Raw genomic sequence first — 15,691 nt, forward strand, 5'->3', positions numbered from 1 at the left:
AGCATTGATCTCCGCAATTCATGAATACATACGGTTTTACAATTATGATAGGTTTCAGAAAAAATTAAACAACCTTAGTCCAGTGGAATACCGAACTAAGGCTGCTTAATGTACTTCAGTTTTATTAATGTCTACTTGACGGGGGTAAGATCATTTTGTCAGCCTCTTAAACATCAATAGCTCTTTCTTTTTAAAGTGTCCTTGACAAGGGGTACAGTTTAATCTACTTCAGATCGGGAACTTCTCTTTTTTTATTTTTTTAGATCGTAACCGCTGAACGTAGTACTTGAACTTCTCCAAGGCTACTTACTGTGTAGCTTTGATCGTAAACCTTGATGGAGACCGAAGTTTCCGTTTCATTCGTTACGGTAACGTTGTTGTCAGTAACGTTCACTTTGAGACGAGAACCACGGAACATAACTTTGAACGAGAACGATTTCCAGTGGGATGGAATGAATGGATGTAGAATCAGCTCGCCATCCTTCACACGCAATCCACCAAAGCCCTGAACGATAGACATCCATGTTCCCGCCATACTTGTAATATGGCAGCCATCCTCTGTATCGTTATTATAGTTATCGAGGTCGAGTCTGGCCGTACGCAGATACATTTCATATGCTTTATCTTGATAGCCAAGCTCGCAGGCAAGGATAACATGTAGACAAGGTGACAGGGATGATTCATGAACGGTCAATGGCTCATAGAAGTCGAAGTTACGTTTCTTAGTCTCCATGTCGTAACGATCACCAAGGAAATAGAGACCTTGTAGTACATCGGCTTGTTTAATGTAGCAAGAGCGCAAAATGCGATCCCATGACCAGTTCTGGTTGATCGGTAAGTGCTCAGGGGCCAGGTCCTTCACGGGTATAAGTTCTTTATCCAAGAAGCCATCTTGTTGTAAGAACACCTGACGTTCCTCATCATAAGGATAGTACATATTGTCTATAATCGTTTTCCATTGCTTCATTTCTTCATCTTGCAGTTTTAGCTTATCAGCCAATTCGAGATAATGGGCTTCCTCGTTTGCTTTGAGGTAACTTATTACTTCCAATGTGTACTCTAGCGTCCAAACGGCAATTCGGTTAGTGTACCAGTTATTGTTGACATTGTTCTCATACTCGTTTGGTCCGGTAACGCCAAGAATTACATATTTCCCCTTAGCAGCTGAGTAGTTAACACGTTGTTCCCAGAAACGAGAGATTTCCACGAGAACCTCTAAACCGTATTGCCCTAGGTAGGATTTGTCACCAGTATAGTTAACGTAGTTATAGATTGCGTAAGCGATCGCACCATTCCGATGGATTTCTTCAAATGTGATTTCCCACTCGTTATGGCATTCTTCGCCGTTCATCGTGACCATCGGGAAAAGGGCACCTTTAGTGAATCCAAGCTTTCTAGCGTTTTCCTTCGCCTTCTCCAAGTGTTTATAACGGTATATGAGTAGGTTACGAGCAATATCTGATTCCGCCGTACTGAGATAGAATGGGACGCAATATGCCTCAGTATCCCAGTAAGTGCTTCCGCCGTATTTCTCACCCGTGAAGCCTTTAGGTCCGATATTTAAACGGTCGTCTTCCCCGCTGTAGGTTTGATTCAATTGAAAAATGTTAAAGCGCACCGCTTGTTGTGCCGAGACATCTCCTTCAATGATAATGTCGCTGCCTTTCCATTTCTCATTCCATGCTACCGCTTGTTCAGCAAGCAATGCTTCAAATCCAGCTGCTTTTGCAGCTAGAAGCGAATTCTTCCCGGCCGGAACTAGTTCACCAAGCCCATAGTTACGGGAAGTAACGTTGGCTACATATTTGTACAGGGTTAAAGGGATACCTTGTTCCGCATGTACTGTGAATTCACTGGCTACATATTTCTCGCGTTCGGTTAGCGATGGTTCAATATCTAACTTCTCATCACTCTTATAAACGTCAAAGGCCATGATGGAGGTGATATGGAAGTCCAGCTTTTTAGTCTTTAAGGTAAGGTAGGAAAGATCACTAGCGGCTGATTTTTCTACTTCAAGCCAGAATTTTTCCTCATAGTTGGAGTCCTTGTTCTGAACGTCGCCGTCAAGATAAGGGACAACCGTAATGGAACCTGAAAAATTGAGTGGAGTTACCTGATAACGAATCGCTCCAATTTCGTGACGTGTGATGCTGACGAAACGGATAGTTTTCACTTCAATTTCTTTACCGTCCTCAAGCGTGGCTACAAAGCTACGGGACAAGTATCCTTCTTTCATGTTTAATTCACGAACGAAGTCTTTAACATTGCATTTTGCCAAATCTAAAGCCGTTCCCTCTATGAATACATTAATACCAATCCAGTTCGTGCTGTTCAACACTTTGGCAAAGTATTCAGGATAACCATTCTTCCACCAGCCAACACGGGTTTTGTCGGGATAGTATACTCCAGCCATGTAGCTACCTTGTAAGGAGGCACCGCTATATTGCTCTTCGAAATTAGCTCGTTGCCCCATGAATCCGTTACCAATACTAAAGATACTTTCGGATATCTCATGCGTTGTCGGATCAAAAGAATCTTCAATAATTGACCATTCATCCAGTTTTAAATATTGTTTCACGTTAATCGGCTCCTTTAAGTCATCATACTGATGATATTATATGGTGAATAGCGAAAACTACTGCCTAGTGATATCTACATGCAGGAGTCTGTTGTTAGTTCTTGCAGACGGTCTACCGACATGTTTTGGAGTGAGGGGATCACGAAATCAGCACTGCCAAGAGTCTGTGGTGATCCAATACCCACACAAGCCATACCAGCGCGACGTGCGGCCTCAATTCCCGCCTCAGCATCTTCAAAGACGACACATTGCTCTGGAAGAACACCTAATTCAGCAGCTCCAAGTATAAACACCTCTGGATCGGGTTTGGCACTCGCCGTTCGAGTCCCATCAATAATCACGTCGAAATATGGAGTAAGGCCTGTATTATTTAGGATCGTCATTGCATTTTTACTGGCGGATCCTAAGGCAATCTTTAGGCCATGATCGCGGCATTCTTTAACAAACTCCAGCGCACCGGATAAGATTTCTGAATGATCCATCGTCGAGATGGACTGGAAATACCAATCGTTTTTACGAGTTGCAAGCTCATTTTTGATGGATTCATCCAAGCTAAGCCCACCGATACTCAATAAAATGTCTAGTGAGGCCATACGACTAACACCTTTTAGCTTCTCGTTATCTTGTTCAGTAAATTCAAATCCTAGTTCATATGCTAATCGTTGCCAAGCTAGATAGTGATATTTAGCGGTATCAACTAAGACACCATCTAAATCGAATAAACAAGCTTTAATGGGGGACATTTAACTTTCTCCTCTCAATAGCGCAAACGTTTGAACAAAGTGTAAAAAATAAAAGAAGCAGAATGCTTCATTTATTTTTGTGCTTATTACTTAGTGCTTCGGTACAGAGTACATAGACGAATCGCGAACAATTAAGCGATGAGGAATGATCTGTCGCTTTTGGTAAGATGCATCGTTACTGTTCTGAATAGACTGGATCAAGACCTGGGAAGCGGTATAACCTAAGTTATATATCCCGATATCTATACTACTCAGTGGTGGTGTTGATAATTCCGTTAAAGGAATGTTATTGAAGCTAACTAGACATAAATCCTCAGGAACTTTGTAATTGAGCTCATTTAATCCACGTAAAACACCGAAGGCAACGACATCGTCGATCAGCACAATGGATGTGGGACGATCAGGGAGATTCATGAAGAATGACATGGCTCGGTAGCCGCTTTCCTGAAGGAACTCACCTTCCACAATCCATTCTTGTTTCGACTCGAGTCCGGCATCATGAAGTGCGTCTAAGTAGCCCTTGAGTCGATCCTTGGATACAACAAGATGTGGTGGTCCACTGACGAATCCAATTCGCTCATGTCCCAAAGAGATTAGGTGTTTCGTGGCATCATAAGAAGCCTGTACGTTATTGTTATCTACCGATAAAATGTCGGGATATTGTTCACTGCGTCCGATCAAGACGAAATTATGTCCATTGTCATGTAAAAAATCGATAACTGGATCGTCTTTGCGCGAATAAAGTAGAATCACTCCATCAACCCGACGTCCATTCAGAAGCCTAGATACTCCATCAACTTCTTCTTTCTCATTAGAACCTGAACTGATCAACACATCGTATCCCAGACGACTAGCTTGTGTCACAATACCACGAATCAACTCCATGAAGAAAAAGTTAGAGAATAACTCCTCGGCTGATTTCGGTAACATGATACAAATACTATTCGTTGTTTTGGAAACTAGGCTCTTGGCCATGATGTTAGGGTGATAACCCATCTCTTCCATAATAAGTTTTACTTTTCTTGAAGTTTCGGTACTGATTCTAGGGTGATTGGATAGTACCCGGGACACGGTAGAAGGTGATACTCCAGCCCTTTTGGCAACATCCTTTATGGTTACAGCCATAATAAAACTCCTCTGTGGAACCGTTTGCTTTTACATTGTAATTTTAATCTAAAGGTAATAGATTGTAAATAGATATTCCCAGTGAAAGTGTGACCTAAGAATGAACTAACCCTAATCATGTCTATATATGTGAATATTAACCTGGTAAATATGAATGATATAGGTTTTTTTGGGTATGTCCAGGAATTGTATCTGATATTTTTGCAATAAAATAAATTAGAGCTGGATTATGGTTTGAGCAAACGTTTTACATAAAGGGAGGATTGAAAGAGATTTCTCTAATTGGCTCAAATTTTGTGCATTCATGGTATAATGAAGGATCTAGTTAAAAAGAATGATTTAAGAAAGGGTTTATTATATATGCTTGCATTTGAGGATTGGAATCAAAAGGCGAAGAAAACTTTTAATGCGACAAGTAATGAAGTTGTATTAACGGTTACGGAAGCAGGGGAATCTTTAGGTCTAACTAAGGATCAAATGAAAGTTTATGTGGATAAAAACAAACTAACTAAAGTTCCAATCATGAGAAATGTCCATAGGTATCTATTGTTGAAGAGTGAAATAGATAAGATCGTTAGTAACATGTAGACTGGTTTTTATTACAACGCCTATCTGTATATTGTGTTGTTCACAACATAAGCCGATATAGTAGGGAGGATTTTAGTGGAGTATACAGAGAATGACGTTGCCGAATGGATGGTAAATGAAATCAAGTTTAAAGGAATCCTTAGTCAAAGTGATGCCATAGACTATGTCAAGTCACATTTCGGGGATGAGTTTGTTTTTGTGAATGAGAAGGGACATTCATCACTTTCCAAAGAAGTGAAGAAGGTGTTTCGTAAACTGCACGCTGGGAAGATTGCCTGGGATAGAGATGGGTTTTTCTGGGCGTGGACCTAATAGGTATCAAATAAAATAAGCAGGTGCCTAAGTAGTATATAATAGGCACCTGCTTATTTCGGTTGGTATTGTGTATTTTTCCTACTTGATTGCCGTTAGTATAGCATATCCATAGGCTGGAAGGTGGACTGATAATGTGTTACCCTTCGCCTCTATTGTGATGTCGTTGTTGGTATTTAACCACATGCATTGCTCCACTACTAACTCTATCGTCTGAGCGGAATTATCGTTATTGAGCAGTACGAGTACTGTTTCATCACCAAGCTGGCGCTTGAAGGCTAACTTTGTAGCGGATTCTTCAGCCAACAAAAACTGGAGCGAACCTGTTCGTAGTGCAGGAAGTTCCTTGCGCAGAGAAATTAGTCGTTGGTAGAAATTAAATAAGTCGCGATCTTGTAACGTTTCATCCCATTCCATACATTTTCGGCTATCCGGATCTTGTCCACCGTCGAGACCGATTTCACTACCGTAGTAGATACAAGGCGTTCCGCTATAAGTAAATAATAACATGGAAGCCAATTTCATTTTATTCTTGTTCCCCTCACAAACAGTTAGCAGACGTGGAGTATCATGACTATCGAGTAGGTTGAATGCAACTTCACTTGCCTGCTGCGGATAACGCGATAACTGTTTGCCGATAGCATGAGCGAAGCCTTGAGCGTCTAAGGTTCCATTTGCGATAAAATCTAGTACAGCATCGGTAAAAGGATAGTTCATGACTGCATCAAATTGATCTCCTTGCAACCAATTGGATGACTCATTCCAAACCTCCCCAAGAATATATGCCTCAGGGTTAGCTTGTTTCACAACTTTACGGAACTCCCGCCAAAATTGATGATCGACCTCATTCGCTACATCTAGTCTCCAACCGTCGATTCCGACTTCTTTAATCCAAAAATGTGCAACTTGCAGCAGGTAGTCCCGTACCTCTGGATTACCAGTATTTAGTTTAGGCATTATCGGATCAAAAGAAAAAGTGTCATAGGTTGGAATCCCATCAACCACATTTAAAGGGAACTTATGTATGTGAAACCAATCCCTATAAACGGAATGTTCTCCCTTATCAAGTACATCAACGAATGGCGCGAACTTCTTACCTGAATGATTGAACACCGCGTCGAGTAGAATGCGAATTCCCCGCTCATGACAAGCGATAACAAGTTGTTTCATGGTCTCTACATCACCAAAATGTGGATCGATTGTCATGTAATCGGTAGTGTCATATTTATGGTTGGTCGTTGCTGTGAATACAGGCGTGAAATAAATAGCTGTAATGCCGAGTTCGCTTAAGTGATCCAAGTGATGGATAACTCCTTGCAGATCACCTCCAAAGAAATTGTCACGCTCAGGTTTACCACCCCAGGGAAGAACACCTGCAGGATCGTTGTGGGGGTCTCCATTGGCGAAGCGTTCCGGGAAAATTTGATAAAAGGTAGCATCTTTAACCCAATCTGGCACTATAAATATATCGGACGGGTTAAGGTAGGGATATTCAAATAAACGATTGGGGGTAGTTGGGCGTGTAATAGTGAACTCATCCTCGGACATCCAGTGTTGTTCGTGTCCAGATTGCAACAAAAATCCATATTTCAAACGGCGAAATGGAGGTTTCACCGAACATTCCCAATAATCGAACATTTCATCGCATATTAGCTTCTTCATAGGAATCAATTCATTTGTTTGCTCCCATGCATATTTGTCACCTATATAAGCAAATACCTCAGAAAGATCATTCTTCTTGGAACGTAACCGAAGATGAATGGTCTCACGATCATAGGCGTAACACCAGTTTAATCTAGGACGATGATAAATTGCTTCTAGTAGCATTGTGTAATTCCTCCTATATACTTTTGATAATCAAAAAAGATACAACTAGGCCGAAGAACTACAGCCGAAGATGTACCTTTCGCTAAGAATCTCCTATAGTTCGTATGTGATAAGGAGATAGTAACCTATGTAATATCCAATATAGCTCAGGAGTATAACACTGTTCAAACCGTTGTACAAGATGACAACATATTTTTTTGTGCATAATATTTAAGGAATTAATAGGAATATATAATCTAATAAAGTGTTGACTTATAAGGGGAAACATAGGAGTTATCAGCAAAAATCGAGTTATTTTTTTACATTAAATAAAGATAAATTACGATAAAGTGAGTATGTTGGAGATATCCAAAGATAAGTGGGCAAAAGAACATAAAAACGATATGTGCAAACGTTTTTACAAAGATAGATCTGTGTTGTATGATGTTTCCGAGGATAAAGCGCTTTCCATCCTAGAAACTGGTCTCGTCTCAGGGTTTTCAAGAGAGATTAAGGTAAAACGAGGGACAACTTCAGGTTTTATGGTATCGTTTGCGCAAATTCTTGGCGGTCATGATGTATACATTTTGGGAGGGGTTATTTAATGAAACTTAAAAAGCTACTAGTTCTAGTTGCTGCAATGTCTCTGATGCTTTCTATCACAGCTTGCGGTTCGAAGAACAACACTGCTAACGGTGGCAACAATGTTCCGGCACCAACTACTGAAAATACACCTGAGAATACTACAGAGCCAGCACCAGCTGACACGGCGCTTGTGCCTGAAGAAGGCGCAGAATTGTTAATTTGGGATAGTAAAGACGAAATAAAATTCACGAATGAAATTGTGAAACGCTTTGAAGAGAAGTATGGTGTTAAGGTGAAAATTGAAGAAGTTGCCCCTACAGATCAAATAGGCAGATTGACAACTGATGGTCCTTCCGGACTTGCAGCTGACGTAATTATTACTCCGCATGATAAGATGGGTGAAGCTGCGAATTCAGGTTTAGTTTTAGCTAATGATGTTTTCGCAGAAGAAACAACAAAGAACAATACGGAAGCTTCTATTATAGCATCCACATATGATGGCGTGTTATACGGTTATCCGAGAGCAGCTGAAACCTATGCATTGTTCTATAACAAGTCACTTGTACCAACTCCTCCGGCCTCTTTCGAAGAAGTCATTGAGTTCGCGAAGACGTTTAATGATACTAAGAAAAAGAAATATGCTTTGATGTGGGAAGCAGGCAACCTGTATTTCAACTATCCGTTTATCGCAACTGGTGGAGGATACCTGTTCGGTGACAATGGTACCAATAAAGATGATATTGGTGTTGCTACAGATGGCGCAATTGAAGGCCTGAAGGTTTTCCAAAGCTTGCATGCAATTCTTCCAATCAAGAGTGGTGATATCAACGCAGATATCAAACGTGGTTTGTTTAACACTGGCGATGTAGCAATGGACATCAATGGTCCTTGGGAAGTTGCTGGTTACAAAGAAGCTTTAGGCGATAACCTAGCAATAGCACCAATTCCAACGATTAATGGGAAGACAGCTATTTCATTCTCAGGTATGAAAATTTACGTTGTTAACTCGTTTACGAAATATCCGAATGCTTCTAAATTGTTTGCTCAATTCGCATCATCCAAGGAAGCTCAACTTTTACTGAACGAATCAGTTGGTTCAGTTCCTACCAACCTAGAAGCTCTAGAGTCAGATCAAATTAAAAATGATCCAATCGTATCCGGATTTGCAGTTCAAGCTGCTAATTCCCAACCAATGCCTTCCATTCCGGAAATAGGTAACACATGGGCTCCTATAGGAGCCGCACTCACAGAAATGTGGAATAATAACGCAGATCCAAAAGCAACGATGGAGAATGCTGCGAATCAAATTAAAGATCTGAACAACGGAGTCGCTGCCGAGTAATCAGAGGACAATACTACCCACGTGGAGCTGTTTTTACCCGCCGCCTAAGGGCGGCGGGTAATTCCTCGATTTCAAAGGGAGAGGAGAAGGAACGCAATGGACCGACATCGGAACAAAGCAACGATACTGTCAATTTTATGCATGGGATTGGGACAATTATATAACCGGCAATTTATAAAAGGATTAATCTTGTTAATATTTGAAGTCTTTAGCGTTACATATCTCATTAATAATTTGCCAAGAGCATTATGGGGAATTGTTACTCTTGGGGAGCACCCAAGAACGCTCGTAAAAGGAAAATGGATGGACGGGGACCATTCCATTTTTATAATGGTAACTAGTTTGATTACGATATTGTTTCTATTGATTTTTATTGGAGTTTATATTCTAAATGTCAAAGATGCTAGAAAGATTGGCCGGGATAGAGAACTTGGGAAACAAGTGAATAATTTCAGGCAGTCAGTCAGATATGTACTTGACTATAAATTTGCCCTAGCCTTTTTGAGTATTCCTGCTACAGGGATTTTATTCTTTACGGTGATGCCGATTATATTTATGGTGATGTTGTCATTCACTAACTATTCTGCACCGAATCATATACCTCCAGCTAAGTTAGTTGGTTGGGTTGGATTCGATACATTTAAAAGTCTATTAGTACTTAAAACTTGGAGTCATACTTTCTATGGTGTATTGACTTGGACTATTATCTGGGCAGTGTTATCAACGGTCACCACCTATTTCGGAGGAATGCTCGTTGCATTGCTCATTAATCAGAAGGGGATTCGCTATAAAGGGTTGTGGAGAACGATATTGATTCTTCCCTACGCAATTCCGCAGATTATCTCGTTACTAGTTATGAGAATGATGTTTAACGGCCAGTTTGGAGCAATAAATCAATATCTTGGCTATTTTGGACTTGGAGGGCTGCCGTGGCTGACTGATGAATACTGGGCCAAGGTTACCTTAATCGTCGTTAATATGTGGGTTGGTATTCCTGTCTCTATGTTGCTCATCATGGGAGTGCTGACTACGATACCGAGAGATATGTACGAAGCGGCAGAAGTCGATGGTGCGACTGGATTCCAAAAATTCAAGATCGTTACCTTACCGATGATTTTATTTACAACGGCGCCAACGCTCATCATGCAGTTTGCTGGTAACATTAACAATTTCAATATGATCTACCTGTTGACAGGTGGAGATCCAGTCAAAGGCGACTATCAATATGCTGGAGCTACTGATTTGCTAGTAACATGGTTATATAAACTAACGCTAAATCAGAATAAATACAACATGGCTTCTGCTATCGGTATCATTATCTTCTTGATCGTTGCCTCGTTCTCGATATACAACTATCGTCGAACCAAGTCATTTAAAGAGGAGGATATGATCCAATGAGCGGACATAAAATCAAAAATAACCTACGGTTAGGTGTAAGCTATATTACATTGGTTTTATTGGCAATTGCGGCGATCTACCCGGCCTTATGGATCATAATGGGTTCCGTTCGGCCCGGAAAGTCCTTATATAGTAAAACACTGTTTCCCGAGTCCATTACGTTTAGTCACTACAAAGAGCTATTCCATTCACAAACTGTTCTATTTGGACAATGGTATATGAACACCTTGAAGGTTGCTACTTTTTCAACGATACTAGGAGTCCTTCTTATCTTACTTACTAGTTATGCTGTATCCAGATTCCGGTTTCGTGGACGTCAGACTGCGCTTTCGGTTGTGCTGGTATTAGGGATGTTTCCTGGTTTTATGAGTATGATTGCAATCTTCTTATTGCTTAAAGAAATAAACTTGTTGGATACACACACCGCTATAATTCTTGTGTATGCATCTGGAGCACCTTTAGGAGGAACGTTGATAGCAAAAGGATTTTTTGACACGATTCCTCGATCTCTGGATGAAGCGGCAAGAATTGATGGAGCCAGCAATTTTGCTATTTTCTCACGTATTATTTTGCCCTTATCTAGGCCTATACTGACCTATCTAGCATTACTCCAGTTTGTTGGCCCATGGGCGGATTTCATCTTTGCTAGGCTCGTTCTCCGGTCTAAAGACAAATGGACCATTGCGGTCGGGATGTGGGACATGGTTAATAGTAACCAGAACTCCAACTTCACATTATTTGCAGCTGGAGCAGTCCTAATCGCCGTGCCGATTACAATATTGTTCATGTTTCTACAGCGATTACTGGTTGATGGTTTAACATCAGGCGCTAGTAAAGGTTAATAACTACAACATAGAGGATCCAAGTAGATCCATCATAAAGAGCAAAATCACTAATGGTATAGTCTCAGCATTCGCGAGAGGCTATACCATTTTTTCACAATAAAAACCCTTTGAATATTTCTTACTGAAATTACTCATTAGAAGGGGGAGGCAAACTATGAAATTTTGGGGTCGGATTCAATTTAAGTCGGTCGGAATGAAGTTGTTTTTTATTATATTTGGGGCGATTGTATTGTTGTCAGTGGTTTTGGGGTTAAGCTCGTATGTCATGTCCAAAGAAATCATCCGTGGTCAGGTTGGGATGGCATCGAGTCAAGCGATTGAACAGGCGGCGGACAAGCTTGATTTCCTGTTTACACAATATGAATCGATATCTAGACAGTTGGCTGTAGATCAGACCTTGAAGAGTGATTTGGAGATCGTGAACAAGGAAAATGTTGATACTGTAACAAAGAATCAAGCTGAGAGTCGGATTAATAAAAGATTGGATTCCTTGAGAGCGTCCGATGATCGATTATTAGCTGTGAGACTTGTCAGCAAGAGCATGGAAGATGTTAAATCGTACAAGTCTACTGGCATTGCTGCTATCCGCACGGATGAGGTTGTTGAGGGTAGGGTGAAGTCGGTCCTTGATGCTAGTGGTGAACCAGTATGGTTACCCGCACTTTCGAAGGGGTTCTTCGACGCCTACACGGAACCAACGGTAACCATGGGTAGACTGTTACGAAACATGAAGAACCCGGATGCGGAATACATATTGTTGATAGAGATCAAAGAGAGATCGCTCGGAAGCTTATTATCCAATTTAAAGATTGGTAATTCCGGAGAAGTACGTATCCTGACAGCGGACAATAAGATCGTTCATGCCCCCGATGTTGAACTATTGGAGTCCGAGTCATTTATTGGTTTAGATGACAGTGTGTTGAAGAGTGAACAAAGCTCGTTCAGCAGGGAAGATGAACAAGGTGTTAAGCAATTGGTGGTTTATCAACCACTGCTAACGGGGGATTGGCGCATTATAGGGTATGCTCCTGAAAGTGACTTCCTCAGTGCAGCGGACAAGCTAATTTATGTGATGTTAATCGTATTGTTGCTTGCTATTATTGTGGCACTGCTTATTGGATATTCTTTGGTCCGAATGATTGGCAAGCCACTGGAGAAATTATGTCGTTTGATGGAAGAAGGGGAGCGCGGGAACTTGAAGGTGCGTGCTCATTTTAAGGGGCGGGATGAAATTGGCCGACTCGGACATAGTTTCAATAAGATGCTGGAACAGATTTCTTTGCTGGTAGATCGAACGAACCATTCGACGCTGGAACTACTGACGACAGCTGAGAATTTGGCAAAGGCATCGAAGGATACATCGCAAACCGCAGGGGAAATATCAGGAGCAACATTAGAAATTGCCAAAGGTGCAGCAAGTTTAGCTAATGAAGCAGAGAGAGGTACTGAACTTGTAGAGGATATAGGCACTCAAATGAACAAAGTAGTTGAAATGAATGATACGATGAATCAATCGGTTGAACGTGTTATTGAAGTTAGTTATCAGGGCAAAGAGTATATGGAGCAGTTAGTCAGCAAAACAGAAGCCGTTACACGTATGACCGGATTAATTGAAGAAAATTCCGACAAGCTCAGTAAGAGCACCTATTCAATCCGAAACATATTAGCACCCATGGTGGAAATGACCAAGCAGACGAATATCCTGTCGCTTAATGCTTCAATCGAAGCGGCACGAGCGGGCGCAGCGGGCAAAGGATTCATGGTCATTGCGGAGGAAATACGTAAACTTGCTGTTCAATCTAACAATTCAATTCAGACGGTGTCTATGATTACAGAGGAAATTCAGGAAGCGATTCAGAATACGGTGAATGTATTGCTAAGTATTTCACCTATGTTTGATGAGCAATTAAACTCGGTGAACGAGGTGAGTTCCATCTTTCAGAACGTGACAGGGGAAATGGAGAATTTCGTGGGAGATATTCAGAGCTCCTCTACCTCGGTTCATGAACTGTTGGCCTCTCAAGTATCGCTGGGAGAATTCATCATGAACGTAAGTTCAGTAGTCCAGCAGAGTAATGCTTCAACGGAAGAGGTGGCCTCCATGTCTTCAGATCAATATAAGGTAAGTGAAGAACTTGTTGCGCTATCCAACCGTTTAGAGGAGCTTGCTGAGTCACTAAATCAGTCCTTAAATGCATTTCATATCGAGACGGATAAAGATGTTCCAGCGTAATAAGCAATTTTGATTTATATAAACACGTGAATAGGGGCTGTTCCCAGAAGTCTTTATCGACCTGGGAACAGCCCCTTTATGTTCTTGAGCAACAGGAGAGTTGCAGTGTAACTATTTGAGAATTACAGTGGTATAAGCCGGTAAAGTTAACGTGTTACTAGTAAGGGTAGCCTCTGGTTTCGTGGCTTGCAAAATACTCTTAAATTCGCCAAGATCTGTGTCCAGAGCTAATCCTAACGTTTGTTCCTTACCTGATAAGTTATGAACAACAAGAACCGTTTCCTCATCACTCTGACGGATGTAAGCTGCCAAACTGGCATTATCGGTCGTGTATTCTTGGATTCCCCCGTCTCTTAGAGCGGGTATAGAACTTTTCCAACGAATTAATTGTCGATAATGGGAGAGTAGAGAATCTGGATCAGATAATTGTTCTTCCACACTAGATCTTGCTGTGCCATGATTGTTGATAGATGCCTGCCAAGTCGCCTGTCCAGCGGCACTGTCATCTGTGAACCAAACCATTGGCTCGCGGATCCCTTCGTCAGGTTTTACTCCAAGCATCCCAATCTCTTCTCCGTAATAGATAAATGGATTTCCTGGGAGAGTCAGCAGGAGGCTCGCCGCCATCTTAGCATGTTCTTTGTTCCCCTCTAATTGGCTCATTACTCGGTTTAAGTCATGATTAGTCAGAAATGTTGCGTCGACGAATTCGCCACCAGACTTCTCAGCATATAGCTTATAGGTACGTTCGAGAATAAAACCAATGTTGTTGTCTCGTTCTGATTTAGCAGACTGGATTATCGTCTCAGCTAAGCTGAAATTGAAGCTGGAGTCAAACGCTTTATTGAGATAAGAGGCAACCGTCACAGCTCCTTTATCCCATACTTCACTGACGAGGTAAGTATTGGGATTACTTTGCACTAGACCGCTGCGAAACTCTTGCCACCAAGCCACATTCTTATCTGTCGTTTCTTGGCTTTTATCGGTTAGTAAATCCTCGTAGATATGTTTGGCTGCATCCACTCGGAAGCCGTCCAGCCCCTTTTCTAACCAGAACTTCCCTATATCTTTCATCTCATCCCGGACTTCTTGATTGTCGAAGTTCAGATCTGGCATACCTCCCCAGAAGATACCGAGGTAGTGACCATCTTTGCCCTCCACAGTGTGCCAAGGATCACCAGTACTAGCAGCACTGGTTCCACCTAGGCTTCGATTGGAATCCTCGGCCCATACATACCAGTTGCGGTACTTGCTACTTTTGTCCTTGGCGGACTGGGTGAACCATGGATTTTCATTACTTGTATGATTGACGACTAAATCCATAATGACCTTAATTCCCCGTTTATGCGCTTCATTAATAAAATTTGTGAAGTCCTCCATTGTACCATAATCAGGATTGACTTCCCGATAGTTGCTGACGTCATAACCGTGATAGCTAGGTGAAGTGTTAATAGGCATTAACCATATCCCACCGATACCAAGATCATTGTCTGTATCTGGATTACCATCGTTCAGATAGTCCAACTTTTCCGTAAGCCCTTTGAAATCACCTATTCCATCACCATCTGAGTCATAAAAGGAGCGGACGAAAATTTCATAATAAACGGTGGATGGCTGAGTATCTAAGGAAGTTGTTGTCAACGTAGGTATGCTAGGATCATTGCTTAGATTATTTGTGGGGGATTCTGTCTCATTTGCTCCATTCGAAGAGGTGTTGGAAATGCCCCCAGTACAACCTGTCAGTAGAACTATGAATAGGGTTGTGACTAAGGCTACATGTAGGGTCCATCTGGATGTCTGACTTGAAGAGATAAACCAATTTCGATATTTCATAAATGACCTCCTTACAAGTGTAAACGCTTTATTAACTCATCATACCCCAGGCATCGAAATAATTCAAACGTTTGCACATCGAAAAAGGAACTAAAGTTTTAGGAGATAGCAGCACTTGTTTTGGTTTGAATACTGAATGATATGAAGTGAGATTGAAGTGAGATTAAAGTGAGGATAGGAGATTTCTCCAGTTCAAATGACTGAAATCGACTCGTGTTCAACTTAAATGAAGTTTCTCCATCTGATTTTACGTTTTAATGCAAAAGAGATGGAGAATGCTTAAATGTACTCGAGTTACTCCAG

The 15,691-nt window shown here is 41.4% G+C and carries 12 protein-coding genes; 7 read left to right on the plus strand and 5 right to left on the minus strand.

The window, feature by feature from the left end:
• A partial coding sequence (locus tag EJP82_RS00005; protein ID WP_148125746.1) for an IS3 family transposase occupies positions 1-109 on the plus strand: 109 nt, incomplete at its 5' end.
• A 150-nt stretch (positions 110-259) separates the two neighbouring features.
• Here EJP82_RS00005 and EJP82_RS00010 read toward each other — a convergent pair.
• From EJP82_RS00010 to EJP82_RS00020, 3 genes are all read right to left on the minus strand, one after another.
• Entirely contained in the window at positions 260-2,578 is a 2,319-nt protein-coding gene (locus EJP82_RS00010) for a glycoside hydrolase family 65 protein (protein WP_127189972.1), read from the minus strand.
• A gap of 74 nt (positions 2,579-2,652) precedes the next feature.
• Positions 2,653-3,321 carry a beta-phosphoglucomutase gene (gene pgmB / locus EJP82_RS00015; protein WP_127189973.1) on the minus strand — a complete coding sequence of 223 codons (669 nt, stop codon included), beginning with the start codon at positions 3,319-3,321 and terminating at the stop codon, positions 2,653-2,655.
• A 90-nt stretch (positions 3,322-3,411) separates the two neighbouring features.
• Entirely contained in the window at positions 3,412-4,446 is a 1,035-nt protein-coding gene (locus tag EJP82_RS00020) for a LacI family DNA-binding transcriptional regulator (RefSeq protein ID WP_127189974.1), read from the minus strand.
• 360 nt (positions 4,447-4,806) lie between these two features.
• On the opposite strand from EJP82_RS00020, the gene EJP82_RS00025 reads away from it, so the two are divergent.
• Together EJP82_RS00025 and EJP82_RS00030 are read left to right on the plus strand one after the other, a co-directional pair.
• The gene (locus EJP82_RS00025; RefSeq protein WP_127190364.1) at positions 4,807-5,034 is read left to right on the plus strand and encodes a DNA-binding protein; all 228 of its coding nucleotides are present in this window, start codon (positions 4,807-4,809) and stop codon (positions 5,032-5,034) included.
• Between the two features lie 75 nt (positions 5,035-5,109).
• Entirely contained in the window at positions 5,110-5,346 is a 237-nt protein-coding gene (locus tag EJP82_RS00030) for a DUF6953 family protein (protein ID WP_127189975.1), read from the plus strand.
• 81 nt (positions 5,347-5,427) lie between these two features.
• Here EJP82_RS00030 and EJP82_RS00035 read toward each other — a convergent pair whose 3' ends face one another.
• Positions 5,428-7,173, minus strand: coding sequence for an alpha-glycosidase (locus EJP82_RS00035; protein WP_127189976.1), 1,746 nt, complete (start codon positions 7,171-7,173; stop codon positions 5,428-5,430).
• 583 nt (positions 7,174-7,756) lie between these two features.
• On the opposite strand from EJP82_RS00035, the gene EJP82_RS00040 reads away from it, so the two are divergent.
• The 4 genes from EJP82_RS00040 (at position 7,757) to EJP82_RS00055 (ending at position 13,555) form a co-directional block, all read left to right on the plus strand.
• The gene (locus EJP82_RS00040; RefSeq protein ID WP_127189977.1) at positions 7,757-9,079 is read left to right on the plus strand and encodes a sugar ABC transporter substrate-binding protein; all 1,323 of its coding nucleotides are present in this window, start codon (positions 7,757-7,759) and stop codon (positions 9,077-9,079) included.
• Positions 9,080-9,175: 96 nt separating this feature from the next.
• Complete coding sequence (locus EJP82_RS00045) at positions 9,176-10,477, plus strand: carbohydrate ABC transporter permease (protein WP_127189978.1); 1,302 nt, start codon at positions 9,176-9,178, stop codon at positions 10,475-10,477.
• Positions 10,474-11,319, plus strand: coding sequence for a sugar ABC transporter permease (locus EJP82_RS00050; protein WP_127189979.1), 846 nt, complete (start codon positions 10,474-10,476; stop codon positions 11,317-11,319). Before EJP82_RS00045 ends, EJP82_RS00050 begins: the two co-directional genes overlap by 4 nt.
• A 157-nt stretch (positions 11,320-11,476) precedes the next feature.
• Positions 11,477-13,555: a methyl-accepting chemotaxis protein gene (locus EJP82_RS00055; RefSeq protein WP_127189980.1), complete on the plus strand. Its 2,079-nt coding sequence runs from the start codon at positions 11,477-11,479 to the stop codon at positions 13,553-13,555.
• A gap of 111 nt (positions 13,556-13,666) precedes the next feature.
• Here EJP82_RS00055 and EJP82_RS00060 read toward each other — a convergent pair whose 3' ends face one another.
• On the minus strand, positions 13,667-15,388 hold the full coding sequence (locus EJP82_RS00060) for an alpha-amylase family glycosyl hydrolase (RefSeq protein WP_127189981.1): 1,722 nt from the start codon (positions 15,386-15,388) through the stop codon (positions 13,667-13,669).
• Positions 15,389-15,691: the final 303 nt, after the last annotated feature.

Source organism: Paenibacillus anaericanus, assembly GCF_003994475.1.
Taxonomy (GTDB): Bacteria; Bacillota; Bacilli; order Paenibacillales; family Paenibacillaceae; genus Fontibacillus; species Fontibacillus anaericanus.

Coding starts and splice junctions, on each gene's coding strand:
- EJP82_RS00025 (WP_127190364.1), top strand. CDS start 4,807: ATGCTTGCATTTGAGGATTGGAATCAAAAGGCGAAGAAAACTTTTAAT.
- EJP82_RS00035 (WP_127189976.1), bottom strand. CDS start 7,173: ATGCTACTAGAAGCAATTTATCATCGTCCTAGATTAAACTGGTGTTAC.
- EJP82_RS00045 (WP_127189978.1), top strand. CDS start 9,176: ATGGACCGACATCGGAACAAAGCAACGATACTGTCAATTTTATGCATG.
- EJP82_RS00020 (WP_127189974.1), bottom strand. CDS start 4,446: ATGGCTGTAACCATAAAGGATGTTGCCAAAAGGGCTGGAGTATCACCT.
- EJP82_RS00050 (WP_127189979.1), top strand. CDS start 10,474: ATGAGCGGACATAAAATCAAAAATAACCTACGGTTAGGTGTAAGCTAT.
- EJP82_RS00060 (WP_127189981.1), bottom strand. CDS start 15,388: ATGAAATATCGAAATTGGTTTATCTCTTCAAGTCAGACATCCAGATGG.
- EJP82_RS00040 (WP_127189977.1), top strand. CDS start 7,757: ATGAAACTTAAAAAGCTACTAGTTCTAGTTGCTGCAATGTCTCTGATG.
- EJP82_RS00055 (WP_127189980.1), top strand. CDS start 11,477: ATGAAATTTTGGGGTCGGATTCAATTTAAGTCGGTCGGAATGAAGTTG.
- pgmB (WP_127189973.1), bottom strand. CDS start 3,321: ATGTCCCCCATTAAAGCTTGTTTATTCGATTTAGATGGTGTCTTAGTT.